This is a genomic window from Streptomyces sp. NPDC050164, assembly GCF_044459945.1.
Classification (GTDB): Bacteria; Actinomycetota; Actinomycetes; order Streptomycetales; family Streptomycetaceae; genus Streptomyces; species Streptomyces coeruleorubidus_A.
Genome location: NZ_JBITJK010000041.1, coordinates 52,745 through 78,191, shown reverse-complemented (window position 1 = coordinate 78,191; position 25,447 = coordinate 52,745). Strand labels below are relative to the sequence as shown.

General features: G+C 71.8%; 16 protein-coding genes and 1 pseudogene. 12 read left to right on the top strand and 5 right to left on the bottom strand.

The window, feature by feature from the left end:
* The first annotated feature begins 80 nt into the window (after positions 1–80).
* Positions 81–536 (top strand): hypothetical protein, encoded by a 456-nt coding sequence (locus ACIBNA_RS37045; RefSeq protein ID WP_399169603.1) that lies wholly within the window; start codon positions 81–83, stop codon positions 534–536.
* Here ACIBNA_RS37045 and ACIBNA_RS37040 read toward each other — a convergent pair.
* Positions 533–1,207, bottom strand: coding sequence for a phosphatase PAP2 family protein (locus ACIBNA_RS37040; protein WP_399169602.1), 675 nt, complete (start codon positions 1,205–1,207; stop codon positions 533–535). The two genes, ACIBNA_RS37045 and ACIBNA_RS37040, sit on opposite strands and share 4 nt — an antisense overlap.
* A gap of 64 nt (positions 1,208–1,271) precedes the next feature.
* On the opposite strand from ACIBNA_RS37040, the gene ACIBNA_RS37035 reads away from it, so the two are divergent.
* Positions 1,272–2,999: an acyltransferase gene (locus ACIBNA_RS37035; protein ID WP_399169601.1), complete on the top strand. Its 1,728-nt coding sequence runs from the start codon at positions 1,272–1,274 to the stop codon at positions 2,997–2,999.
* Positions 3,000–3,006: 7 nt separating this feature from the next.
* On the opposite strand, the gene ACIBNA_RS37030 is transcribed toward ACIBNA_RS37035, so the two are convergent.
* Positions 3,007–3,336 (bottom strand): winged helix-turn-helix transcriptional regulator, encoded by a 330-nt coding sequence (locus tag ACIBNA_RS37030; RefSeq protein ID WP_399169600.1) that lies wholly within the window; start codon positions 3,334–3,336, stop codon positions 3,007–3,009.
* Between the two features lie 112 nt (positions 3,337–3,448).
* Between ACIBNA_RS37030 and ACIBNA_RS37025 the strand changes: the two genes are divergently transcribed.
* Complete coding sequence (locus ACIBNA_RS37025) at positions 3,449–4,342, top strand: NAD(P)-dependent oxidoreductase (RefSeq protein WP_399169599.1); 894 nt, start codon at positions 3,449–3,451, stop codon at positions 4,340–4,342.
* A gap of 5 nt (positions 4,343–4,347) precedes the next feature.
* Here ACIBNA_RS37025 and ACIBNA_RS37020 read toward each other — a convergent pair.
* Positions 4,348–4,565 (bottom strand): annotated as a pseudogene (locus ACIBNA_RS37020) (phosphoesterase); the annotation flags it as partial.
* 186 nt (positions 4,566–4,751) lie between these two features.
* Positions 4,752–6,086 carry a 4-aminobutyrate--2-oxoglutarate transaminase gene (gabT, locus tag ACIBNA_RS37015; RefSeq protein WP_399169597.1) on the bottom strand — a complete coding sequence of 445 codons (1,335 nt, stop codon included), beginning with the start codon at positions 6,084–6,086 and terminating at the stop codon, positions 4,752–4,754.
* Positions 6,087–6,366: 280 nt separating this feature from the next.
* Between gabT and ACIBNA_RS37010 the strand changes: the two genes are divergently transcribed.
* The 3 genes from ACIBNA_RS37010 (at position 6,367) to ACIBNA_RS37000 (ending at position 11,935) form a co-directional block, all read left to right on the top strand.
* Positions 6,367–8,556, top strand: coding sequence for an ATP-binding protein (locus tag ACIBNA_RS37010; protein ID WP_399169596.1), 2,190 nt, complete (start codon positions 6,367–6,369; stop codon positions 8,554–8,556).
* Between the two features lie 125 nt (positions 8,557–8,681).
* On the top strand, positions 8,682–10,355 hold the full coding sequence (locus ACIBNA_RS37005; RefSeq protein ID WP_399169595.1) for a PucR family transcriptional regulator: 1,674 nt from the start codon (positions 8,682–8,684) through the stop codon (positions 10,353–10,355).
* A 134-nt stretch (positions 10,356–10,489) separates the two neighbouring features.
* Positions 10,490–11,935 carry an aldehyde dehydrogenase family protein gene (locus ACIBNA_RS37000; RefSeq protein WP_399169594.1) on the top strand — a complete coding sequence of 482 codons (1,446 nt, stop codon included), beginning with the start codon at positions 10,490–10,492 and terminating at the stop codon, positions 11,933–11,935.
* A 98-nt stretch (positions 11,936–12,033) separates the two neighbouring features.
* Here the strand turns inward: ACIBNA_RS37000 and ACIBNA_RS36995 are convergent, their stop codons facing one another.
* Complete coding sequence (locus ACIBNA_RS36995) at positions 12,034–14,871, bottom strand: glycoside hydrolase family 3 C-terminal domain-containing protein (protein ID WP_399169593.1); 2,838 nt, start codon at positions 14,869–14,871, stop codon at positions 12,034–12,036.
* 371 nt (positions 14,872–15,242) lie between these two features.
* Here ACIBNA_RS36995 and ACIBNA_RS36990 point away from each other — a divergent pair, with 371 nt between their 5' ends.
* The 6 genes from ACIBNA_RS36990 (at position 15,243) to ACIBNA_RS36965 (ending at position 25,443) form a co-directional block, all read left to right on the top strand.
* On the top strand, positions 15,243–16,928 hold the full coding sequence (locus ACIBNA_RS36990) for an extracellular solute-binding protein (RefSeq protein WP_399169591.1): 1,686 nt from the start codon (positions 15,243–15,245) through the stop codon (positions 16,926–16,928).
* A 26-nt stretch (positions 16,929–16,954) separates the two neighbouring features.
* Positions 16,955–17,989: an ABC transporter permease gene (locus ACIBNA_RS36985; RefSeq protein WP_399169590.1), complete on the top strand. Its 1,035-nt coding sequence runs from the start codon at positions 16,955–16,957 to the stop codon at positions 17,987–17,989.
* An 8-nt stretch (positions 17,990–17,997) separates the two neighbouring features.
* Positions 17,998–18,936: a carbohydrate ABC transporter permease gene (locus ACIBNA_RS36980; RefSeq protein WP_399169613.1), complete on the top strand. Its 939-nt coding sequence runs from the start codon at positions 17,998–18,000 to the stop codon at positions 18,934–18,936.
* A 131-nt stretch (positions 18,937–19,067) separates the two neighbouring features.
* Positions 19,068–21,281 (top strand): WD40/YVTN/BNR-like repeat-containing protein, encoded by a 2,214-nt coding sequence (locus ACIBNA_RS36975; protein WP_399169589.1) that lies wholly within the window; start codon positions 19,068–19,070, stop codon positions 21,279–21,281.
* Entirely contained in the window at positions 21,278–23,257 is a 1,980-nt protein-coding gene (locus tag ACIBNA_RS36970) for a beta-galactosidase (protein ID WP_399169588.1), read from the top strand. Before ACIBNA_RS36975 ends, ACIBNA_RS36970 begins: the two co-directional genes overlap by 4 nt.
* Positions 23,254–25,443, top strand: coding sequence for a glycosyl hydrolase family 95 catalytic domain-containing protein (locus tag ACIBNA_RS36965; protein WP_399169586.1), 2,190 nt, complete (start codon positions 23,254–23,256; stop codon positions 25,441–25,443). Before ACIBNA_RS36970 ends, ACIBNA_RS36965 begins: the two co-directional genes overlap by 4 nt.
* Positions 25,444–25,447 lie beyond the last annotated feature (4 nt).

The window sequence follows — 25,447 nt, the reverse complement described above, 5'->3', positions numbered from 1 at the left end:
CTCTCCCTCGTGACGCCCTCGTGACGCCCTGCGCGTTCGCGAGATTCGCGAAATTCACGAGTGAGAAGGAGACCATCCTGATGACCGGTGCGAAGACGGCGGTCGAGTGGCTCTTATCCGTCGCGTCCGATCCCGAGGCCTGCCGCTGGGAGTGGGAACGCAACCCGCTCGGGGTCACGCTGCTGCCGGCCGGCAGCGCGTGGGACGTGCTCATCCTGCCCGGCGAACTCGGCTACGCCACGCTCGACGTGCTCAGCCGCGTCCTCGACCAGCCGGGCCCCGTCCTCGTCGACTTCGGCGACGCGCGCATGGGGTTCTTCGTGCCGCCTGGCACGGCGGCCCGCTGGCTCGGCACGGGCATCCGCACGGCGGGCGCCGGCACCTGGATCGTCGTGCCGTACCCGGGCCGTTCCTCACCCGGCGGGGTCCGCTGGCTCGTCCCCCCGGACGGCTCGGGCACACTGACGGACCCGGCCCTGCTGGAACTGGCGATGCACGAGGCGGCGGCGGGGCTGGCAACGGAGAAAGACGGTTAGGACCTACGGGCTGCTCGGGGCGTCGTCGTCCGCCTGAGGAACAGCCACAGCGACGACAGCAGCACCGCGCACAGACACCAGCTGGCCACCACGTCCAGCGGCCAGTGGTAGCCGCGGCGGACCAGGCCGTAGCTCACGCCGAGAACGAGGACGAGGCAGGCGGTGACCAGCGCGCGGCGGGCGACGGGCGTGCTGAACCGGGGGAGCAGGAGCAGGGTCGCGCAGCCGTAGGCGATGGCGGCCGTGGCGGTGTGGCCCGAGGGGTAGAAGCCGGTTGCGGAAGGGACGGCCGGGGTGCCCGGGCGGTCCGTGAGTTCCTTGAGCGGGATGATCAGCGCCGGGACGAGGACCATGAGGAAGGCCGCGGCGCTGACGGGCAGCCACCAGCGGTCCGTACGGCGGGTTCGCAGGGCGACGTATCCGAGGGCGACGGTGAGGACCGGGACCGCGACCTGGACGTTGCCGAGGTCGGAGAGGAATTCGGAGAGACCGTCCGGGTGGACGAGGCCGCGGCTGACGCGCTGGTCCAGGCGGACGAGCGGTCCCTCCGCGAGCACCTGCCAGGTGATCAGGGCGAAGAGGAGCGCCGGGAGGCCGAGCAGGAGGGCCGGGAAGCTCGGGTGCTGCGCGGTGGTGGACTCGTCGAGATCCTGGTTCCCGGAGATCGGCATGGGACGTAGCTTGGCACGGGCGCAGATAACCACTGTCCACCCGTGCGACCCAGTGGAGGATCACGTGAACCAGCCGGAGAGCGACGGCGAGGGCCTTTTCGACCACTGCCCGTGGCTCTTCACCGAGCAGGCCTCGGAGGGACAGCGGGCGGCACAGGAACAGCGGCAGAAGCGGCTGCTCGGGGGAGCGGGGTCGGGGTCGGGGACCGTACGGCTCGGGGAGGGCTGCTTCGTCGCGGGGACGGCCGCGGTGTACCCGGACGTCCTGCACCTGGGCGACCGCTCGTACATCGCGGCCCACGCCTACGTCACCGGCGACATACGCACGGGCGCCGACTGCACGATCAACCCCTTCACGGTGGTGCGGGGCACCGTCACCCTCGGGGACGGGGTGCGCATCGGCGCCCACAGCTCGCTGCTCGCCTTCAACCACGGGACCTCGCCCGACCTGCCGGTCCATCAGCAGCCCGTCACCAGCCGCGGGATCACGATCGGCGACGACGTGTGGATCGGCTCCCACGTGGTCGTCGTGGACGGCGTCACCATCGGCGACCACTGCGTCATCGGCGCCGGCGCGGTCGTCACGAAGGACCTGCCCGCGTGGACGGTGGCGGCCGGCACCCCGGCCCGACGGATCCGCGACCGCCGCGACACACGCGCGACCGCACCGCGCGGCGCGGCACCGCACCCCGCCGAGGAGCGGTCGGCGCTCGTCGGTGAACTGTCCGCGTTCGCCGCCGCCGCCCGCGCCCAGGCCGCCGACCTGCTCGACCGCTGCCGGCAGCCCGGCACCGGCCGGTACGTCGACCGGCCCGGTGCCGAGCCGACCGTGCGGGCGCACTGCGACGCCGTCGAGATCGCCGATCTGCTGCTCGGAAAGGCGCCGCCCCACCTGCCCGCCGCCGAGCACGCGGCACGGCTGCGCGCCCTCCAGGACCCCGTCACCGGACTGGTCCCCGAGTACGGCGCGGCGCCACCGGTCCCGGGCCCGGCCGGGCTGCGGGAGGACGGGGCCTCGCCCTATCACGTGCTGTGCGTGGGCTACGCGCTGGACCTGCTCGGCAGTTCCTTCGCCCACCCGGTCCACACGGTGCGCACCACCACGGCGGACCGACTGGTCCGGCACCTGGCCGAGCTGCCCTGGCGCGACCGTGCCTGGCGCGCCGGGTCGTGGGTGGACTCCTGGGCCACCGCCGCGCACTGGAACCTGCGCCTCGGTGCGGAAGCGGCCGCCCCCGGGGCGCTGGAGGCGCTGTTCGGCTGGCTGCACACCCACGCCGACCCCTGGACGGGCATGTGGGGCTCACCCACCCCCGAGTCCGGGCGCCTCCAGATGGTCAACGGCTACTACCGGCTCACCCGGGGCTCCTTCGCCCAGTTCGGCCTGCCCGTACCGTACGCGGAGCGCGTGATCGACACGGTCCTCGACCACGCGCGCGACCCCCGCCACTTCGCGCCCGGCCGGGAGAACGCCTGCAACGTCCTGGATGTGATCCACCCCTTGTGGCTCTGCGCCCGGCAGACCACCCACCGCGCCGAGGAGGCCCGCTCCTGGGCGGCGAACCAGCTCACCGCCGCCCTGCGCCGCTGGCACCCGGGCCGGGGCTTCCCCTTCGGCCCCAGACCCGACGGCACCGGCCCTGGCCGTGAACCAGGCCTCCAGGGCACGGAGATGTGGCTCGCCATCGTCTGGCTGCTCGCGGATCTCGTCGGCCTCGCTGACGCCCTGGAATACCGCCCGCGGGGGATACACCGCCCCGAACCGGCACTCCCCGCCGAAAGAACAGCATGACTCCGGCTCACGGAATGGCTTCGATCCGCTCCAGGTTTTCCTCGCCCCATTCACCGAGGGGCGCCATCGCCGCATTGAGGGAACGACCGAAATCGGTCAGCGAGTACTCCACCTTCGGCGGCACCTGATGATGCACTTCGCGGTGGACGAGACCGCTGTGTTCCATCTCCCGGAGCTGAAGGATCAGCATCCTTTCGCTGATGCCGGCCACGGCCCGCCTCAACTCCCCGAATCGTAACGGCCCTTCACCGAGCGATAACAGAATCAGTCCCTTCCACTTTCCGCCCATGACGGCGATGGCGGCGTCCAGTCCGCACGTATAGGTGCGTTTCGTCATTCGGCCCTCCCACGAACAAGAATGTCAGTACCCGAGGAAAATGTAGGTACTTGAGGGAATGTACGCGATCGCCCAGCATGGATTCCCGTACGGAGAACAAGGGAGAGAAAACATGACTGGGGACAACCGCACATCGGTCACCGTCATCGGACTGGGCTCGATGGGCCGGGCGCTGGCCGAGGCGTTCGTGGCGGCGGGGCACCCGACGACCGTCTGGAACCGCACCCCGGGCCGGGCCGGGCCGTTGGTGGACCAGGGGGCGCAGCACGCCGCTTCCATCGCGGACGCGGTCACGGCGAGTGGACTGGTCGTCACCTGCCTGACCACCTTCGAGGACACCCGCGCGGCGCTGGAGCCCGCCGCGAGTGCCTTACGGGGACGAACGCTCGTCACCCTGAACAGCGGCTCTCCGGCCGGCGCCCGCGAGACGGCCGCCTGGGCCGCCGCGCACGGCGCCCGCCTGCTCACCGGAGCGGTCAAGAACGTACCGGCGGCGGTGGGAGCGCCGGACACCCTGCTCTATTACAGCGGCGACAAGGCCGTCTTCGACGAACACGAGACGACCCTGAAGGTGCTGGGCGGCGACACCGTCCATCTCGGGGAGCACCCCGATCTCGCCGCGCTGTACGAGATGGCGGTGGGCGCGATGCTGCTGCCCGCGCTCGTCGGCTTCTTCCAGGGTGCCGCCGCCGTCCAGGCACGCGGACTGCGGGTGGACTCGATGGTGCGGTTCGCCGGCAAGTGGCTGGACATGATCAAAGCGCTGCTGCCGGTCTACGCCGCGGAGATCGACAGCGGTGACTACAGCGATGCCGCCAGTTCGGTGAACCTCTTCCTCGCGGCCGCGGCCCATGACGACGACCTGAGCGAGGAGACGAACGTCGACACCACCTGGCTGGCGCCCCTGCATGACCTGGTGCGACGGGCGGCCGAGGCGGGCCACGGCGAACACAGCGTCTCGGCGCTGACCGAGGTGCTCAGGAAGTCGCCACTCGGAGGGGCGTAGATGGAGGTCGGCCGCCCCGGAACAGGGGGGGTGGTTCCGAGGCGGCCGTCCGGACCGGAACGTCGCGCGCCCCGGGGGGTTTGGGGCGGGCGACTGTCCGATCGGTGAGGAGATCCAGAGCTCACGCTCCGGTTGTGTGCGCGAGGGCACGACCAGGTCGAAGCTGGGGAGGCCTCGGCCTGATGTCACCCACAGTCCCCTGTGGGCGGGGTGTATCTCTCATCTGGGTAGAACCTACGACAAGGGTTGGGCGGAGGACAGGCCGCAGGGCCCGCTGTCATCCACCTCGCACACCTTCTTCACACGCTCTGCCGCTCGCCGCCCCGGTAGCGGAACCGGAGCGGCTCACCTGCCCCGATGCCGGCTCAGATGCGCGCGAGCCGGCGCCGGGGCGGATGCGAAGCCGACGTCAGACACGTGCGAAGGCCTGCTCGATGATGTCGAGGCCCTCGTTCAGCAGGTCCTCGCCGATCACCAGCGGGGGCAGGAAGCGGAGCACGTTGCCGTAGGTGCCACAGGTCAGGACCAGCAGCCCCTCGGCGTGGCAGGCCTTGGCAAGTGCGGCGGTCGCCTCCGGGTTCGGCTCCTTGGTGGCGCGGTCCTTGACCAGCTCGATGGCGATCATCGCGCCACGGCCACGGACGTCGCCGATGACGTCGAACTTGTCCTGCATGGCGGAAAGGCGCGCCTTCATCACGGCCTCGATGTTCTTCGCCCTGGCGTTGAGGTCGAGTTCCTTCATGGTCTCGATCGCGCCCAGGGCACCCGCGCAGGCCACCGGGTTGCCGCCGTAGGTGCCGCCCAGACCGCCGGCGTGCGCGGCGTCCATGATCTCGGCACGCCCGGTCACGGCGGCGAGCGGCAGACCACCGGCGATGCCCTTGGCGGTGGTGATCAGATCCGGGACGATGCCCTCGTCCTCACACGCGAACCACTGCCCCGTACGGCAGAAGCCGGACTGGATCTCGTCGGCGACGAAGACGATGCCGTGGTCGGAGGCGAACTTGCGGATCGCCGGCAGGAAGCCCTTGGCCGGCTCGATGAAACCGCCCTCGCCGAGCACCGGCTCGATGATGATGGCGGCGACGTTCTCCGCGCCGACCTGCTTGCTGATCTGGTCGATGGCCTGCGCGGCGGCCTCGGGACCGGCGTTCTCGGGACCGGTCGGCCAGCGGTAGCCGTACGCCACGGGCACGCGGTACACCTCGGGCGCGAACGGCCCGAAGCCGTGCTTGTAGGGCATGTTCTTGGACGTCAGCGCCATGGTCAGGTTGGTCCGCCCGTGGTAGCCGTGGTCGAACACCACGACGGCCTGCCGCTTCGTGTACGATCGCGCGATCTTCACGGCGTTCTCGACGGCCTCGGCGCCGGAGTTGAACAGCGCGCTCTTCTTGGCGTGTTCACCCGGGGTCAGCTCGGCGAGCGCCTCGGCGACCTCGACGTACCCCTCGTACGGCGTGACCATGAAACAGGTGTGGGTGAAGTCGGCGAGCTGCGCGGACGCCCGGCGCACGACGGCCTCGGCCGAGGCACCGACGGAGGTCACGGCGATGCCCGACCCGAAGTCGATCAGCCGGTTCCCGTCGACGTCCTCGATGATCCCGCCACCGGCCCGCGCCGTGAACACGGGCAGCACGGACCCCACACCCTGCGCGACCGCGGCGGTGCGGCGGGCCTGCAACTCCTGCGACTTCGGTCCGGGAATGGCGGTGACGACGCGACGCTCCTGCGGAAGTGCGGTCATGCGGGGCTCCTGGGGTGGTGCGGACGGGGGGTGTACGGAAGGGGTGTACGACGGGGGTGTACGGACACTTCGCTTCTTTTCTCGCAGGCTAGGGCGGGGGGAGGGGGGTGGGCATGCTCCATGTGGGCGTTGTCGGCGGGGCGGCTTGTCCGGGGTGGACATGGCGGTCCCGTGGGGCTGGTGCCCACGCCCCGGCCGTGTAAGCGGTGAACTCCCCAGGGGAGGGGGTTAGATTGGCTCGCTGATGGTGGACGGAGCGGCTGGTCAGGGGGCAAGGGCTATGGACAGCGACGGGACGCAGGAGGCGCGGGGTACGCATGCGAACCCGGTGCCGCGTCCGGCGGGGCCGCCGGAGGTGCCCGCGGTGCCGCCGAACGGCCACAGCGTGCCGCCGAACGGACCCGGTGCGGCGTCGGGCGGATCCGCTGTGCCGCCCCGGCCGGCCCGGGCGCCAGGGGTGCCTCCGATGCCGGACGGGTCCTCGTTCCTGACCTGGCTGCGTACGCCCCGGCCCGAGGCGCTGCCCGGCGTGTGGCGGTTCGGGCACCGGCCGCGGCCGGCGGAGGAGCCGGAGCGGATTCCGACGCGGCAGCTTCTGGCCGGTGCGGTGATCGCGTTCCTGTGCGGTTGGCTGCTGTGCTCGCTGCTGTACAACGGCTATCTCGGCGGCTTCTGGCTCTGGCCGTGGTTCGTGCTGGCGCCGGATTCCTGGGCCCTCGGCAAGGCCGGGGCCGTGGGAGGCGTGGCCTCGTACATCTACGAAGGCCTCGTGTTCTTCGCGATCTTCGCGCTCTTCGGAAGGATCGGGCATTGGCCCGAGCTGTGGCGCCGGTGCGGCCCAGCCGCCTGGCGCCGCAGTACGCCGGGCGACACCCCGCCGCCCGTTCCCGAAGCCGACCCCGCCGAATGGCCCGCCCTGCGCGCCGCAGGAGCCGTCGACGCCGCCGAGCGGCTTGCCGCCGACGCGCGGGCCGGGCTCATCCGGGACGTCGACCACGCCCGGATCGCCCGCGCCTGGCAGGGCGTCCGCAGCGGCCGGCACAGTCTGGCGACCTTCAGCGGTGCCGTCCTCCAGGATGGTGCCGCCGCCTGCCTGCACCCCTCCGGCGCCCGCGACCTGCCCGCCCGGCTGGCCCGGCACGACCTGCTCACCGGGCAGGTACGGCTCGGCACCAGCGCCGACGACCCGCGCAATCCGTACGCCTACCGCGGCACCGGCCTCGCCCTCGGCCCGGAACTGCTCGGCACCTCCCTGCTCGCCGTCGGCCCCGCCGGCTCCGGAAAGACCGGTGCCGTCGTGCGGCCCCTCGCCGAGTCGCTGTGTCTGCATGCTCTCGCCGGGCGGGCCGCCGTCGTCGTGGTCGGGGCGGCGGGGGCCGGGCTCGGGCCGGCCGACGCGTATGACGTCGTCGTGCGGATCGGGAACCAGGAGTCCGAGTACGACCTGGATCTGTACGGAGGGACCGGCGACCCGGACGAGGCCGCGGCCGTGCTCGCCGAGGCGCTGGTGGGGGATCTCGCCGATCCGCATCCGGGGAGTGACAGCCGGCGATCCACCACCGTGCTCGCCCAGTTGCTCGGGCCGTTCCGGGCCGTGCACGGGCGTTTTCCGTCCGTACCGGAGCTGCGGCAGCTGCTGGACGGGGCGCCGGGGCCGCTGGCCGCGCTGCGGCAGGGGCTTCAGGACGCCGGGCAGGAGTCGCTGCTGCGGGAACTGGACGCGCGGGAGCGGCAGATGGGGCAGCCGGGAGATGTCGGCGGGGTGCTCGCGGATCGGGTCGCCCTGCTGGATCGGCCCGCCTTCGCCTCCTTCTTCGACACCTCCGGGGCCACCCGGCCCTTCACCCTCAAGGCCCTCGACCATCCCGTCCGGGTGCGTATCGACCTGCCCGAGCGCGGGCACGCCGACGCCTCCCGGATGCTGGCGCGGCTGGTGCTCGCGCAGTTCTCGGCGAGTGTCTCCGTACGGGAGGACCGGTCGCTTTTCGCCTGTCTGCTGCTCGATGACGCGACCGGGGTGGTGACACCCGAGGCCGTGCGCGGCATCCAGCGGCTGCGGTCCGGCAACGCCGGGGTTGTGCTGACCCTGCGGACGCTGGACGACGTGCCCCGGCCGCTGCGCGGGCCGCTGCTCGGGGCCACCGGCTGCCGGATGGCGCTGTCGGGGCTCACTCCGTGGGACGGGCAGGACTTCGCCGAGGTGTGGGGCAAGGAGTGGACCGAGGCCCGGGACGTCACCGACCGGCAGATCATCGCGGAGACACCCGCAGGCAAGGCCGTGCACATGCTGCGCCGGGTGATCACCGGCAAGGCCCCGACCGCGCGGGCGGTGACCGTGCGGCAGGTCGAGCGGGAACGCTGGTCCGCCTCCGAGCTGGCGCACGGGGTGCCGGCCGGGCACGCGGTGCTGTCGCTGACCGACGTCAAGGGCGAGCACGCGCCACCGCTGCTGGTGGATCTTCGGGGCTGACGTCTTCCGGCCGGTGCGGGTACGCGGGGATCGTACGGTGAGGCAGAATCGTCACAGGTCGTTCATACGTGGCGGCCAAAAGTACACAAAGATCACACACATCCTGACGCAGACCTGAAGGCCTCATGCCCCCGATGCTCGCCTCGCTCGTCCACCACTCCGCGCTGAAACTCTCCGTGCGGGCAGGCGAAGACCGCCTCGACGTGCCGGTCCGCTGGGCGCACGTCAGCGAGCTCGCCGACCCCGTCCCCTACATGGAGGGCGGGGAACTGCTGCTGATCACCGCGCTCAAACTGGACGCCGAGGACCCGGAGGCCATGCGCCGCTACGTACGGCGGCTGGTCGGGGCCGGGGTGGTCGGGCTCGGCTTCGCCGTCGGCGTCAACTACGAGGAGATCCCCAAGGCGCTCGTCGACGCGGCCGAGGAGGAGGGCCTGCCGCTGCTGGAGGTGCCGCGCCGCACGCCCTTTCTCGCCATCAGCAAGGCCGTGTCCGCCGCGATCGCCGCCGACCAGTACCGCGCCGTCACAGCCGGGTTCGCCGCCCAGCGCGAGCTGACCAGGCAGGCCCAGACGGGCGGGCCCGAGGGGCTGCTGGCCGCGCTGGCCTCGCAGGTCGACGGGTGGGCCGCGCTGTACGACGCCTCGGGCGCCGTCGTCGCCACGGCACCGGAGTGGGCCGGGCGGCGGGCCGCGCGGCTCACCGGCGACGTGCAGCGGCTGCGGGAACGGTCCGCGCCCGCCTCCTCGGTGGTCGGCGGACCGGAGAACGAGGACCGGGTCGAACTGCACACCATCGGCACGGGCCGGCGTCCCCGGGCGGCCCTCGCCGTGGGCACGGCCGCCACCCTCGGCACCGCCGAGCGCTACGCCGTCCACTCGGCCATCGCACTGCTGACCCTGACCACCGAACGCTCCCGGTCCCTCCAGGCGGCCGAGCAGCGGATCGGCGTGGCGGTGCTGCGCATGCTGCTGGCCGGTGAGCCGGACCACGCGCGCGCGGTCGCCGGGGACCTGTACGGCGGGCTGCTGGACGCGCCGTTCCGGATGCTGGTCGCGGAGCGGGTGCCGGTGTCGGCCTCCGCCGCGCTGGCCCGCGCCGAGGCCCGGGCGGGCGCCCCGGCCGCCGACCGGGCCTCCGCCGCCGCGCTCGCCGCGGCCGACACGAACGGCGACCCCCTCGCGGCGCTCGCCGACGTCATGGAGTCCGCCGCGGCCCGGGCCGGCGAGGCCGTCCTCGTCGTGCCGGAGGGGGAGCGGCTGGTGATGCTGGCCGCGGACGGCGGTGCCGCCGCGGCGGCCTGCGGGGAGTACGCGGCCGCCCTGGAGTCGGCCCGGGCCGGCGTACGCGAGAAGGTACCGGGCGGCGAGGACGACGAACTGGTCGTGGGCCTGTCGGCGCCGGCCGGGCCCATCGCCGCGTCCGCCGCGTACAAGCAGGCCGAGCAGGCGCTGTCGGTGGCGCGGCGGCGCGGGTGCGTCCTCGTGGAGCACGAGCAGATGGCGGCCGGATCCGTGCTGCCGCTGCTGGCGGACGACGCGGTACGGGCCTTCGCCGACGGGATGCTGCGACCGCTGTACGAGCACGACGCCACGGGCCGCGGCGACCTCGTGGCCTCCCTGCGCGCCTGGCTGTCCCGGCACGGCCAGTGGGACGCGGCGGCGGCCGACCTCGGCGTCCACCGCCACACCCTGCGCTACCGCATGCGCCGGGTCGAGGAGATCCTCGGCCGCTCCCTGGACGACGCCGACGCGCGGATGGAGCTCTGGCTCGCCCTGAAGGCGACCTCCTCGGACTGAAGGACCCTGCGCCAAACCGTAGTGTCCCCGCCCGCCACTGCTACGCCCCGGACAAACGACCTTCGGCCACGCCGCGCCTACCGTGGGACCCGCAGTATCAGGATCACCCCCAACGCCGAAGGGCCGGAACCCATATGACTTCCACCCACGCCTTCTGGCTCGCCGGCCGCCAGGCCACCGGCGAGGACACCTTCGACGTCACCTCCCCGTGGGACGGGCGGCTCGTCGGCAAGGTGAGCGTGCCGACGGACGCGCAGGTCGAGGAGGCCGTGGCCGCCGCGTACGCCGTGCGGGACGAGTTCGCCGCCACCGAGGCCCACGTTCGGGCCGCCGCCCTCGACCACGTCAGCAAGCGCCTCGTCGAGCGCACCGAGGAGATCGCGCAGCTGATCTCGGCCGAGAACGGCAAGCCGCTCAAGTGGGCGCGCGGCGAGGTCGGACGGGCCGTGTCCGTCTTCCGGTTCGCGGCCGAGGAGGCCCGGCGGTTCAACGGCGGCGAGGCCCAGCGGCTCGACACCGACCTCGGCGGCCAGGGCCGGCTCGCCCTCACCCGCCGCTTCCCGAAGGGCGTCGTGCTCGGCATCGCGCCCTTCAACTTCCCGCTCAACCTCTGTGCCCACAAGGTCGCCCCGGCCATCGCCGCCGGCGCGCCGATCATCCTGAAGCCTGCCCCGGCGACCCCGCTGTCCGGGCTGGTCATCGGCGAGCTGCTCGCCGAGACCGAGCTCCCGGCGGGCTCCTGGAGCATCCTGCCGGTCGCCAACGACAAGATGCCCGCCCTGGTGCAGGACGAGCGCCTGCCCGTGATCTCCTTCACCGGCTCCGAGAAGGTCGGCTACGCGATCATGGACTCGGTGCCGCGCAAGCACTGCACCCTGGAGCTGGGCGGCAACGGCGCGGCCGTCGTGCTCGCCGACTGGGCGAGCGAGGAGGACCTGGACCGGGCGGCGAACCGCATCGCCACCTTCTCCAACTACCAGGGCGGCCAGTCCTGCATCTCCGTCCAGCGGGTCATCGCGGACGCCTCCGTGTACGACCGGCTGCTGCCGCGCATCGTCGCCGCCGTCGAGGCCCAGGTCACCGGCGACCCGAGCGACGACGCGACCGACGTCGGGCCGCTGGTCAGCGAGGACGCCGCCAAGCGCGTCGAGGCGTGGGTCCGGGAGGCGGTCGACGCCGGTGCCCGGCTGATCACCGGCGGCAAGCGCGACGGCGCCTCGTACGCGCCGAGCGTGCTGGCCGACGTACCGGCCGATGTCACCCTCTCCTGCGAGGAGGTCTTCGGGCCGGTCCTCACCGTGCAGAAGGTGAACGGCGAGGCCGAGGCCTTCGCCGCCGTCAACGACTCCAAGTACGGCCTCCAGGCGGGCGTCTTCACCCACGACCTCCAGACCGCCTTCCGGGCCCACCGCGCCCTGGAGGTCGGCGGCGTCGTCGTCGGCGACGTGCCGTCCTACCGCGCCGACCAGATGCCGTACGGCGGCGTCAAGCAGTCCGGCGTGGGCCGGGAGGGCGTGCGGTTCGCGATGGAGGACTACACGTACGAGCGCGTGATGGTGCTCACCGGCCTCGCCCTCTAGCTCATGGGAACCATTTTCATATAGGCTGGGCGAAGAGGCCCGGCACCGATGCCTTCCGGTGCCGGGCCCCTTCTTTTACGCCGGCCCGCTCCGGACCCTCAACCGGAGAAGCCGACGTGCGCGAGCCGCAGCGGGCCGCGCAGTCTCAGACGCACGTCGTGCACGCCCGCGGCGGCGACGGACGCGCCGAGCCAGACGTAGTCGTACGGGCTTGATGTGGGCGTCGCGGTCGACAGCAGCGCGAGTGCCGGGCCGCCGTCGAGGGACAGCTCGACCGTGCCCTCACCGGCCACCTCCACCGTCACGCCCAAGACGCCGGAACCGAAGTCGCAGGCGCGGTAGACCAGTTCGCCCGTCGCCCCGTCCGCCGGCGTCACCGCCTCGCCCGACACCTTCGTACGGTCGACGATCTCGATGCCGCTCTGCTCGTCGAAGCCGGCCGCGGCCAGACCGCCCGTGACGACCGCGCGCGGCTGGGCGGGCTCGCCGTCGAGCGTGACGGTCGTACGCAGCCGGACGTCCTCGCTGGAGGCCCCGGCCAGCAGCTCGTACGCGCCCGGCTCCAGACGCCACCGGTCCTGGGCCACGTCCCAGAACTCGAAGGCGGACAACGGCACCTGGAAACCCAGCTCCGCCGTCGCCCCGGGGGCGAGGGTGACGCGTCGGTGGTCCAGCAGCTCGCGGCGCGGACGCGGCACGGACGGGTCGACGGCCCGGGCGTAGAGCTGGGCGACCTCGTCGGCGGTGACGTCACCGGTGTTGGTGACCGTGAAGGAGACGTGCACCGACCCGTCCTCCACCCGGGCCGTCAGGCCGTCGTACCCGAACGACGTGTACGACAGGCCGTGCCCGAAGGGGAACAGGGGCGTGCCCCCGAAGTACAGGTACGTCTGCCGGCTCCCGATCACGTCGTAGTCGAGGAGGCCGGGCAGGTCGGCGTCGTCGGCGTACCAGGTCTGCGGGAGGCGGCCGGCGGGGGAGACGTCGCCGGCCAGCACGCGGGCCAGGGCGGTGCCTGCCGCCTGACCGCCGTGCGCCGTCCACAGCACGGCCGGGAGGTCAGCCGGGTCGATTGCGTACGGGTACGCGGAGACCAGCGCCAGCACGGTCGCGGGGTTCGCCGCCCGAGCGGCCCGCAGCAGCCGCTCCTGCTGCCCGGGCAGGCGCAGGGTCGTACGGTCCTCGGTCTCCCGGCCGTTGATGTGCGGGTCGTTGCCCGCCACCACCACGACCACGTCGGCCTGCGCTGCGGCCCGCGCCACCGCCTCCTCGCCGCGCTCGGTGACGACCAGCTCGAAGACCTCGGGATCTTCGTCGGCAACCTTCAGGCCGTCGGCGGAGACACACACGTGGCGACCCGTTCCCAGGTGCTTCAGGAGGTGCCCGTTCTCGTGCGGTTCCAGGCGGAACGTCTCCTGGACGATCCAGCCTCCGGGCTGGTCGGCGGAGGCGCGGACGCGGCCGTCTTCGGCGACCGAGAGGTAGCGGCCGTCGGGCGCGCGCAGGGTCAGCACGCCCTCGCCCCAGTCGACCAGCGCCAGCTCGGTGCCGGTCGCGTCGGTGGTGAGCGCGGGCAGGTCCGTGCGGCCCGCGAGCAGCGCCGGGTCGAGCGCGCCCTCGGCGCCGCGCACCTCGTCGGCGGCGTCCTCGACCACCGGTACGTGCAGGAAGGCGCCCGCGGAGGTCTTCAGCCGGACCCGGTCCACACCCTCCGCGAACTCCACCCGCTCCGCCCCGAACCGCTCGTACAGGCCCTCCAGCGGAGTCGAGCGGCGGATGAGCGTGCCGCTGTACCAGTCGCGCTTGCACTCGTCGGCGAGCAGCCCGACCACAGCGACCCGGGTGTCCGGGGCGAGCGGCAGCACCCCGTCGTTCTTCAGCAGCACGATCGCCTGCTCGGCGGCCTCCTGCGCGAGGGCGCGGTGCGCCGGGGTGTCGAACTCGCTGGTGGCGTCGTGCGGGTCGTACTCCGGGTCGAACTCACCCAGCCGGAAGCGGACCGAGAGCTGCCGGCGGACGGCCGTGTCGACGTCGGCCTCGGTCAGCAGCCCGCGCTCCAGGGCGCCGCGCAGACGCCCGATCATCTGCGAGGAGTCCGTGCCGTGGTCCGTGAAGCTGTCGACGCCCGCCACGAGGGAGGCCGCGGTGGCCTCCTCGTGCGTGTCGAAGTAGTGCTCGGAGTCGACCAGGTTGCTCGGCGCGCCCGCGTCCGAGCAGACCAGCAGCTCCTCCTCGGTCCAGGCGCGCAGATGCTCGCGCAGGTACGGGGAGACGTGGTTGGGGCGGCCGTTGACCAGGTTGTACGCCGGCATCACCCCGGCCACCGCACCCGCCTCGACGGTCTCGCGGAAGGCACGCAGGTCGTACTCGTGCAGCACACGCGGACGCACCGAGCTCGACGTCGTGGACCGGTCCGTCTCGTTGTTGTGGGCGAGCCAGTGCTTCAGCACGGGCGCCGTGCGCCAGTAGGTCGGGTGGTCGCCGCGCAGGCCGTGCGTGTAGGCGGTGGCGATCGCCGAGGTGAGCTTCGGGTCCTCCGAGTAGCCCTCCTCGTTGCGGCCCCACAGGGGGTGGCGCAGCAGGTTGACCGTCGGCGCCCAGACGTTGAGGCCGACCCGGTCGTCCTTGGCGCGCATCGCGCGGACCTCCTTGGACACCGCGTCGCCGACGCGCCGCACCAGCTCCGGGTTCCAGGTGGCACCCAGGCCGACGGCCTGCGGGAACACCGTCGCCGGGCCCATCCACGCCACGCCGTGCAGGGCCTCCTGGCCGGTGCGGAAGGCGGAGATGCCGAGCCGTTCGACGGCGGGCGCGAACTGGTGCAGGAAGGCGATCTTCTCCGCCGGCGCGAGCCGCGACAGGAGGTCGTCGATCCGCTTCGCGAACGGCAGGCGCGGATCGCGGAACGGCGGACTGGGCGGCGTGTGTGCGGTCACGTGGGTTTCCCTCTGGGATGGAGCGGCAGGGCCCTTTCGAAGCGCTTCGATGCTCATTCGACGTGGGGGCGGGTGTCAAGACACCTCGGCGCAACAACTCGCGGCATTCGGCGGCATTCCAAGCGGCATAGGACTCAGGTCGCGATCGTGCATACCTCGGAGGAATCTTGGAATCGCCCCTTGTGCACCCCTGGGTGTTCACTTAACCTCGCAGCAACATCGAAGCGCTTCGACTGTGAAGTCCGCCACCAGGTGGTGCGCATTCCTCGTCACGCGTCGGAGTATCGCTTCGGCTCAGCCAGTTCCACTCGAGACACCGCAGCCGACGGCCCACCGCCGGGTGTCCTGGTGCGCCATGAAGGGTTGACGCAATGACGCCGAACGCCGCCTCCGCCTCCTCCGGACCGAGCCGGAGAAGTTTCCTCGCCTCCACGGCGGTCGCCACCGCAGCGGTGGCGGGCGGGATGCCGCTGCTCGCCGCCTGTGGCGGGTCGGACAGCGGGGGGCGGGACGGCACCACGGCCGGCAAGAACGCCAAGAAGCTGCTGCCGGCGTACGTCGCCAGCAATGTGGTGACGCCGGACATCCCGTCCAAGAACGGCTCGGCGATGGGCTTCACCAGCAAGCTCGACCTCGCCGACCTCAAGACCTCGGTGCCGAAGAAGCTCGGCAAGGGCAGCTCGATCAAGATCATGTCGCCGTTCTGGGGGACTCCGCCGAAGGGCGGCAACGCCTACTACAAGGCGATGAACGACCTGATCGGCGTCGACATCACCTGGCAGAACCAGGACGGCGTGACCTACGACGAGAAGCTCGGCGCGGTCCTCGCCTCCAGCGACGTGCCGGACGTCGTGGTCATCCCCAGCTGGAACATGGGCGGCAAGATACCCAGCGCCATCATCAGCAAGTTCGTCGATCTCGGGCCGTACCTGTCCGGGGACGCGATCAAGAAGTACCCGAACCTCGCGGCCATCCCGAGTGGCGCCTGGCAGTACTCCATCTTCGGCGGCAAGCTGCGCGGCCTGCCCCAGCCCGCCCCGTCCGTCGTCGGCATCGTGCCCTTCTACCGCAAGGACATCTTCGACAAGGAGGGCTGGGAACTCCCCAAGTCCCCGGACGAGTTCCTCGCCCTCGCCAAGGAGATCACCCGGCCCAAGGCCAAGGTGTGGGCCTGCGACGACATGAAGTGGACCGCCTTCAACATCTTCGGAGTGCTCTCCGGCAGCGAGAAGCCGCTCGGCTGGAACCTGACCGACGGCAAGATGCTCTACCGCGTCGAGACGGAGGAGTACCTCGAGGCGCTGGAGTGGACGCGCAAGCTGTACTCGGCGGGTGTGGTCCACCCCGACGCCAAGGCCGTCAACCAGGGCACCGCGGCTGACCGTTTCACCTCCGGTCAGGTCCTGATGTACAACCAGAACATCTCGGACTGGTGGGGCAAGATGGCCGAGCAGATCGGCCAGAACCCCGACTTCCGTATCTCCGGCATGGACATCTTCGGCGCCGACGGCGGCGACCCCACGCTGTGGGCCGGATCGCCCGCGGGCATCTTCGCCTTCGTCAACAAGAAGGCCTCCAAGGCGGTCATCGAGGACATCCTGGCCGCCGCCAACGTCACCGCCGCCCCGTACGGCACCAAGGAGTACATGCTCACCAACTACGGGGTCGAGGGCACGCACTACACCGTCAAGGACGGGGTGCCCACCAAGAACGACAAGGGCAACCAGGAGGTCATGAACGCCTACGTGATGCTCGCCAGCCCCGCCCCCACCATCGCGCACCCGGACCTCCCGGACATCGCGAAGGAGCAGGTGGAGTGGCAGCAGCGGATGGGCGCCTTCACCAAGAAGTCCACCTTCTGGGGCATGCAGATCACCGAGCCCGCCCGCTACACCAACCTCTCCAACGACTTCGAGCAGCTGGAGGACGACGTCGTCCGCGGCCGCAAGAAGATCAGCGACATGCAGCAGGCCGTCTCCGACTGGAAGAAGCAGGGCGGCGACAAGCTGCGCGACTGGTACCAGAAGCTGCACGACGACAACGGTTCCGCGCAGTGACCCGGGCCTGAGGCAAGGAGAAAGCCGTGTCCCACAGCACGGTGCCTCGCAGCAGGGCCGAGGCGAAGAAGACCGAGGCGGCTCCCCGGGCGGCGGACGCCCCCGGGGAGGGGCCGGAGAAGAAACTCTCCGGCAGGCTGAGCCTCCGGTTGCGGTTCCGCCGCGACCGCACACTGATCCTCATGACCCTGCCGGCCGTCGCGCTGGTCCTGGTCTTCAACTACATACCGATCCTGGGCAACGTCGTCGCTTTCCAGGATTACGATCCGTACGTCAGCGACAACGGCTTCATCGCCATGCTGGAGAGCCCTTGGGTGGGCTTCGAGCAGTTCCAGCGGGTCTTCGCGGACTCGGCGTTCTGGGACGCCGTGCAGAACACGTTCGTGCTGTTCTTCCTCCAGCTGGTGCTGTTCTTCCCGGTCCCCATCCTGCTCGCGCTGCTCATCAACAGCGTGATCAGGCCCCGGATCCGGGCGGTGTCGCAGGCGATCCTCTACCTGCCGCACTTCTTCTCCTGGGTGCTGGTCATCACCGTCTTCCAGCAGATCTTCGGCGGCGCCGGCATCATCGCGCAGACGTTGCGGCAGCGCGGGTACGAGGGCTTCGACCTCATGACCGATCCCGGGATCTTCAAGTTCCTGGTGACGGCGGAGGGCGTCTGGAAGGACGCGGGCTGGGGCATCATCGTCTTCCTCGCCGCGCTCGCCTCCGTGAGCCCCGACCTGTACGAGGCGGCGGCCATGGACGGGGCCGGGCGCTGGCGCCGCATGTGGCACGTCACGCTGCCCGCGCTGCGGCCCGTGATCGCCCTGCTGCTGGTGCTGCGGGTCGGTGACGCGCTCACGGTCGGCTTCGAGCAGATCCTGCTGCAACGCGACGCGGTGGGGCCAGGGGCGGCGGAGGTCCTCGACACCTACGTCTGGTGGAACGGCGTCCGCAACCAGGACTTCGGCTACGCGGCCGCCGCGGGGCTGATCAAGGGCCTGGTGAGCGTGGCCCTCGTCCTCGCCGCGAACAAGGTGGCCCACTTCATGGGCGAGCAGGGGGTGTACAAGAAGTGACCGCCGTCATGGACAAGGCCGCCATCGAGGAGGCGGCGCGTGAACCCCGCTGGTGGGAGGCTCCGCCGAGGCCCGTCTGGGAGGAGGAGCCCAGCAAGGCCGGGGTCGCCGGCAAGGGCATCGTCCTGGTCGGCGCCTGTCTCGCCGTGCTGTTCCCGCTGTGGATCGTCATCGTCACGAGCCTGTCCTCGAAGAAGACCATCACCGAGGCCGGCGGGCTGGTGATGATCCCGAAGGACATCACCTTCATCGCCTACCAGGAGCTGCTGAGCGGCGGGCAGGTGACCCGGGCGGCGATCGTCAGCGTGGGCGTCACGCTGGCCGGCACGCTGTTCTCGATGACGGTGTCGGTTCTCGCGGCGTACGGGCTGTCCCGGAGCGGGTCGCTCGGGCATCGCTGGCTGCTGATGACGTTGCTCGCGACGATGTTCTTCGGGGCCGGGCTCATTCCGACGTATCTGCTGGTGCAGTCGCTGGGGCTGACGGACACGTACCTCGCGCTGATCCTGCCGAGCGCGGTCAGTGTCTTCAACATCCTGGTCCTGCGCGCGTTCTTCATGGGGATCTCCCCGGAGCTGATCGACAGCGCGCGGATCGACGGGGCGGGGGACTGGCGGATCCTGTGGCAGATCGTCCTTCCGCTCTCGCGGGCCGTGGTCGCGGTGATCACGTTGTTCTACGCGGTCGGGTACTGGAGTGCGTGGTTCAACGCGTCGATCTACCTCAGTGACCAGGACATGATGCCGTTGCAGAACGTCATGATTCAGCTGGTGCAGAAGCAGGAGGCGCCGGTGGGGGCGAGCCAGGCGATCAAGACGGGGCAGATTTCCGGGCTGGCTATTCAGATGGCCGTGATGGTGATGGCGTTGCTGCCGGTTGCCGTGATCTCGCCGTTCGTCCAGAAGCATTTCAAGAAGGGCATGCTCACGGGGGCCGTCAAGGGGTGATGCCCCTTGTGTGAGTTCTCGCCGTAGGGCTGTCGGTTGTTTGTCGTGTGCCGCTGCGTTGTGGCTTGTCGCGCGGTTCCCCGCGCCCTTCAAGCCTTTCCCCAACTCTTTTGCAAGAACCGAGGTATGTCATGCGCACGTTCCCCCTCAGCAGACGCGCTGTGCTCGCCGGGACCGCCGCCACGGCCGCGGTCGCTGCCCTTCCGGTCCTCCAGGGGCAGGCGCAGGCCGCCGCCCCCGCCGCAGGCGGTGCCTACCGCTGGCGCAATGTCGTCCAGGGCGGCACCGGATTCGTGACCGGCGTCCTCTTCCACCCCACCGTCCGCGGCCTCGCCTACGCCCGCACCGACATCGGCGGCGCCTACCGCTGGGACGACCGGACCGACCGCTGGATCCCGCTCACCGACCACATCGGCTGGGACGACTGGAACCTCCTCGGCGTCGAGGCCATGGCCGTCGACCCGGCCCACCCGAACCGGCTGTACCTCGCCCTCGGCACCTACGCCCAGTCCTGGGCCGGCAACGGGGCCGTGCTGCGCTCCGAAGACCGGGGGGCCACCTGGAAGCGCACCGACCTCACCGTGAAGCTCGGGGCCAACGAGGACGGGCGCGGCTGCGGGGAGCGGCTGCTCGTCGACCCGCGCGACAGTGACACCCTCTGGCTCGGCACCCGGCACGACGGGCTGCTCAAGTCGACCGACCGGGGCGCCACCTGGAAGGCCGTGAGCTTCCCGGCCGCCCCCAGCGCCACCGGCCAGGGCATCACCCTCCTCGTCGCCGCGGGCCGCACCGTCTACGCCGGCTGGGGCGACTCCGACGGCACCTTGGCGAACCTCTACAGAACCGCCGACGGCACCACCTGGAAGGCCGTCCCCGGGCAGCCCGCCGGCACCGCCGCCAAGGTCCCGGTCCGCGCCGCGTACGACCGGCATACGTGCGAGCTGTACGTGACGTACGCCAACGCCCCCGGCCCCAACGGCCAGTCCGACGGCAGCGTGCACAAGCTGCGCACCACCAGCGGCAAGTGGAGCGAGGTCACGCCGGTGAAGCCGGGCGGCACCACCGCCGACGGGTCCGCCGACAGCTTCGGCTACGGCGGTGTCGCCGTGGACGCCCGTCGCCCCGGCACGCTCGTCGTCTCCACCAACAACCGCTGGGCCGACATCGACACCGTCTTCCGCTCCACGAACGGCGGCCGCACCTGGACGTCCCTGAAGGACAGGGCCGTCTTCGACGTCTCCGAGACCCCCTACCTCAAGTGGGGCGCCGACAAGCCCAAGTTCGGCTGGTGGATCCAGGCCGTCGGCCTCGACCCGTTCGACTCCGAGCACATCGTCTACGGCACCGGCGCGACCCTCTACGGCACCCGTGACCTCAAGAACTGGGCCCCGCAGATCCGCGGCCTGGAGGAGGCGTCCATACGGCAGCTGGTCTCGCCTCCGACCGGCGAGGCGCATCTGATCAGCGGCTCCGGCGACGTCGGCGTCATGTACCACGAGCGGCTCACGGCGTCCCCCTCGCGCGGCATGGCGTCGAACCCGGTGTTCGGTACGACGACCGGACTCGCGCTGGCCGCGGCCAAGCCCTCGTACGTCGTGCGGGCCGGGTGGGGCGACCACGGCAACGGCGCCTACTCGAACGACGGCGGCAAGACCTGGGCGCCCTTCAAGGCGCAGCCCGCCATCGCCAAGGACGCGCCGGGGCCGATCGCCACCAACGCCGACGGCAGCGTGCTGCTGTGGTCCTTCGCGCACTGGGACGGCACCACGTACCCGGCCCACCGCTCGGCGGACAACGGCGCCACCTGGACCGAGGTCACCTCCTACCCGAAGGGCGCCGCCCCGGTCGCGGACCCGGTCGATCCGAAGCGCTTCTACGCCTTCGACACCGCCACCGGCACACTGCACGCCAGCACCGACGGCGGCCTGACCTTCACCGCCCGGGCCACCGGCCTGAACTCGGGCGACACCGAGTTCCGGCTCGTCGCGGCCCCCGGCCGCTCCGGCGACCTGTGGCTGAGCCTGAAGTGGAACGGGCTGTACCGCTCCACCGACGGCGGCGCGACCTTCACCAAGGTCGGCAGCTGCTGGGCGTCGTACACGCTCGGCTTCGGCAAGGCGGCCGAGGGCGCCTCCTACCCGGCGGTCTACATGGTCGGCTCCACCGAGACCATCACCGCCGTCTACCGCTCCGACGACGAGGCGAAGACCTGGACGCGGATCAACGACGACCAGCACCAGTGGGGCTGGATCGGCGCGGCCATCGCCGGTGACCCGCGCGTCTACGGCCGGGTCTACATCGCCACCAACGGGCGCGGAGTGCAGTACGGGGAGCCCGCCTCATGACCGGGAGGAAACAGCCCGGCCTGAGCGATGCCACCCGCGGGCGTCTCCTCTTCGGCGGCGACTACAACCCGGAACAGTGGCCGCAGGAGACCTGGCTCGAGGACGTCCGGCTGATGAAGGACGCCGGCGTCAACTCCGTCACCCTCGGGGTGTTCTCGTGGTCGAAGCTGGAACCGGAGCCCGGGGCACGGGAGTTCGGCTGGCTGGACACGCTGATGGACCTGATGCACGAGGGCGGCATCGGTGTCGTCCTCGCCACCCCCACCTCCTCGCCCCCGCCCTGGATGGGCCGGCTGCACCCCGACACCCTGCCCGTCACCGAGGACGGCCGCACCGAGTGGTGGGGCGGCCGCCAGCACTTCTCGCACTCCAGCGCCACCTACCGGCGCTACGCCGCCGCCATCACCGAGGACCTGGCCGCCCGCTACGGCGGCCACCCGGCCCTGACGATGTGGCACATCAACAACGAGTACTGCACCTTCGACTACGGCGACGAGGCCGCGGCCGCCTTCCGCCGCTGGCTGCGCGAGAAGTACGGCACCCTCGACGCCCTCAACGAGGCCTGGGGCACCGCCTTCTGGAGCCAGGGCTACGACTGCTGGGACGGCATCCTGCCGCCCCGCCTGCCCCACTACATGCGCAACCCCGCCCAGGTCCTGGACTTCAGGCGCTTCACCTCCGACATGCTCCTGGAGTGTTACACCGCCGAGCGGGACATCGTCCGGCGTCACACCCCGCACCTGCCGGTCACCAGCAACTTCATGCCGCTGTGGTTCGGGCAGGACGCGTGGCGCTGGGCCGAGGAGGAGGACGTCGTCTCCGTCGACCTCTACCCGGACCCGCGCGACCCGCTCGGCGCCCAGAACGGCGCCCTCGTCCAGGACATGACCCGCTCCCAGGCACGCGGCCCGTGGATGCTCATGGAGCAGGCGGCCGGGCCGGTCAACTGGCGGGGTGTGAACCACCCCAAGCCGCGCGGACTCAACCGGCTGTGGTCCCTCCAGGCCGTGGCCCGGGGCGCCGACGCCGTCTGCTACTTCCAGTGGCGGCAGTCCCGGCAGGGCGCGGAGAAGTTCCACTCCGGCATGGTCAGCCACGCGGGGGAGGAGGGCCGTACGTACCAGGAGGTCAAGCAGCTCGGCGCGGACCTGGCGAAGATCGCCCCCCAGGTGGCCGGCCGGCACATCACCGCGAACATCGCGGTCCTGCACGACTGGAACGCCTGGTGGGCCGGCGCCCAGGACGGCCGCCTGTCCAGCCAGGTGGACTACCCGGACGTCCTGCGCGCCTGGCACCAGGCCCTCTGGCAGGCGCACCTCACCTGCGACTTCGCCCACCCCGAGCACGACCTGACGCCGTACTCGGTGGTCGTCGTGCCCCAGCTGTACGCGCTCACCGACGCGGCGGTCGACAACCTCCTCGCCTACGCCCGTGGCGGCGGCACCCTCGTCTGCGGCTTCCTGACCGGCGTCGCCGACGAGGACGACCGGGTGCGCCCCGGCGGCATGGACGCCCGGCTGCGGGAGCTGTTCGGCATCCGCACACTGCACGAGTGGTGGCCGCTGGACGCGGACCAGACCGTCGCGTGCGAGGGCTTCCGCGGCACGCTGTGGTCCGAGGAGATCGAGCCCGCCGACCCCGACGACACGACCTGCTACAAGGGCGGCGAACTGGACGGCATGCCGGCCGTACTGCGCAAGGGCCGGGCCTGGTACGTCTCCACGCTCCCGGAGCCGGAGGCCCTGCGCGAGCTGCTGGCCCGGATCGCCGGCGACGCGGGCGTCCGGCCGGTCCTCGACGGCCTCCCCGAGCAGGTCGAGGCCGTCCTGAGGGGCGAGGTGCTGTTCGTGCTCAACCACGGCCGCGAGCCGGTGACCGTCGAGGTGCCCGGCACCCACCACGACCTGCTGACGGGGACGGCCGTCACCGACCGGGTCACCCTCGGCCGCTACGGGGCGGCGGTGCTGCGGCCATGACCGGCTCCGCACCCGTCCACGGCACGTGGGAGCCGCACCCGGCCGCTCGCTGGGAGGACGGCTTCCTGAGCGGCAACGGCCACCACGGCGCCCTCGTGTTCGGTGAGCCGAACGACGAGCGGGTCGTCGTCACGCACCACACCCTGGTGCGGCCCAACGGCAGGGACCCCCGGCCGCCGCAGCTCGCCGCCGGCCTCCCCGCCCTCCAGGACCGCCTCCTGGCGGGCGACACGACCGCGGCCGAGAGCTTCACGGACGGACGGCCGCTCCAGTGGGTGCAGCCCTTCCACCCCGCTTTCCAGGTCCGGCTGCGCCAGGCGTCGGGCGACTGCCCCGTCTACCGGCGCGACGTCGACTTCACCACCGGTGTCGTACGGGCGGCCTGCACCGGCTGGACCAGCCGCGTCTTCGTCTCCCGCGCCGACGACGTGATCGTCCAGCAGGTCACCGGGCCCGGCCTCACCCTCGACATCGACCTGGACCACCGGCTGCCCGGCGCCCCCGCCGGACTGGGCGTCGGCCACGGAGCCGTCCTCACCCCCGAGGGCGCCCTGCTGAGCCTGCGCGCCCGCTACCCGGACAGCGACCTGGCCTGCACCGGCATCACCCTGCTCGCCGTCACGGGCGGCACGACGACCCTCGCGCCCCCCGGCGCGCACGTCGAGGGAGCCCGCTCCGTGCTGCTCCTCACCCGGGTGCACCGCCACACCGGCGAACTGGACGTGGTCGCCGAGGGGCGCGCCCTGCGCGACCTGCTCACCGAGTACGGCGAACTCCTCGACCGCCACACCGCCTCGCACCGCACCGCCTACGAGCGCCTCACCCTCGACCTGGCCGCCGACCCCGCCGAACGGGCCCTGCCGGGCTCGGAATTGCTGAAGCGGCCCCGCAGCGCCGCCCTGCTGGAGCGCCTGTTCGCGGCCGGCCGCTACCACCTGCTGTCCGCGAGCGGCCTCTTCCCGCCCCGCCTGACCGGACTGTGGACCGGCGACTGGAACACGGCCTGGTCGGGTGCGTTCACCAACGACGCCAACCTCAACCTCCAGGCCGCCTCGGCCGCTGCCGCCGCCCTCCCCGAGGTCACGGAGGCCCACGCGAACCTGATCCACCGCCAGTTGCCCGACTGGCGCGACAACGCCCGCGCGATCTTCGGTGCCCGGGGCGTCGTCGCACCCGGTCACACCGACGGCGAGTCCGGCCACTCGTACCACTTCAGCCGCGAATACCCGCTGCACCTGTGGACCGCCGGCGCCGACTGGCTGCTCAAACCGCTCGTCGACCACGACGAGACCCACGGCACCCGCGATCCGCGCACCACCGCCGCGCTCGCCGAAGTCGCCCTGTTCTACGAGGACTTCCTCACCAGGACGGACGAGAACGGCCACCTCGTCGTCGTCCCGTCCTACTCACCCGAGAACAGGCCCGCGAACGCGAGCTGGGGCACCCTCAACGCGGCCATGGACCTCTCCGCGGCCCGCCACGCCCTGCGCACGGCCGCCGCCTACCACCCGGGCCCCGGCGCCGACCGCTGGCAGGCCCTGGCCGACCGGCTCCCACCGCATCGGATCAACGAGGACGGAGCCCTGGCGGAGTGGGCCTGGCCGGGCCTCACGGACTCCTACGACCACCGCCACCTGAGCCACCTCTACGGCGTCTGGCCGCTCGACGAGATCACCCCCTACGACACCCCCGGGCTCGCGGCCGCCGCGCACCGCGCCCTCGAACTGCGCGGCGCCGAGAACGACTCCGCGCACGGCCATCTGCACCACGCGCTCATCGCGGCCCGGCTCAGGGACGGCGACCGCGTCGCCCACGCCCTCGGCCAGGTCCTGGGCGGCGACTTCTTCCACGCCTCCCTGATGAGCGCCCACTACCCGAAGCGGGACGTCTACAACGCCGACGCCGCGCACACCCTGCCCGCCGTGCTGATCGAGATGCTCGTGCAGTCGACCCCGGACCGGCTGGTCCTGCTGCCCGCGCTGCCGGCGGCCTACCCCAGCGGCGCACTGCGCGGTGTGCGCACCCGGTTCGGAGCCGAGATCGACCTCACCTGGTCCCCGGACGGCGCGAGCGCCGTCATCCGGCCGGGCCGCACCCACCGCGTCGAACTGCGGACTTCCTCCGGCACGGAATCCCTCCACCTGGTCGCCGGAGAAGACCACGTCCTCACCCTGAGGGCGTGGTAGTTCC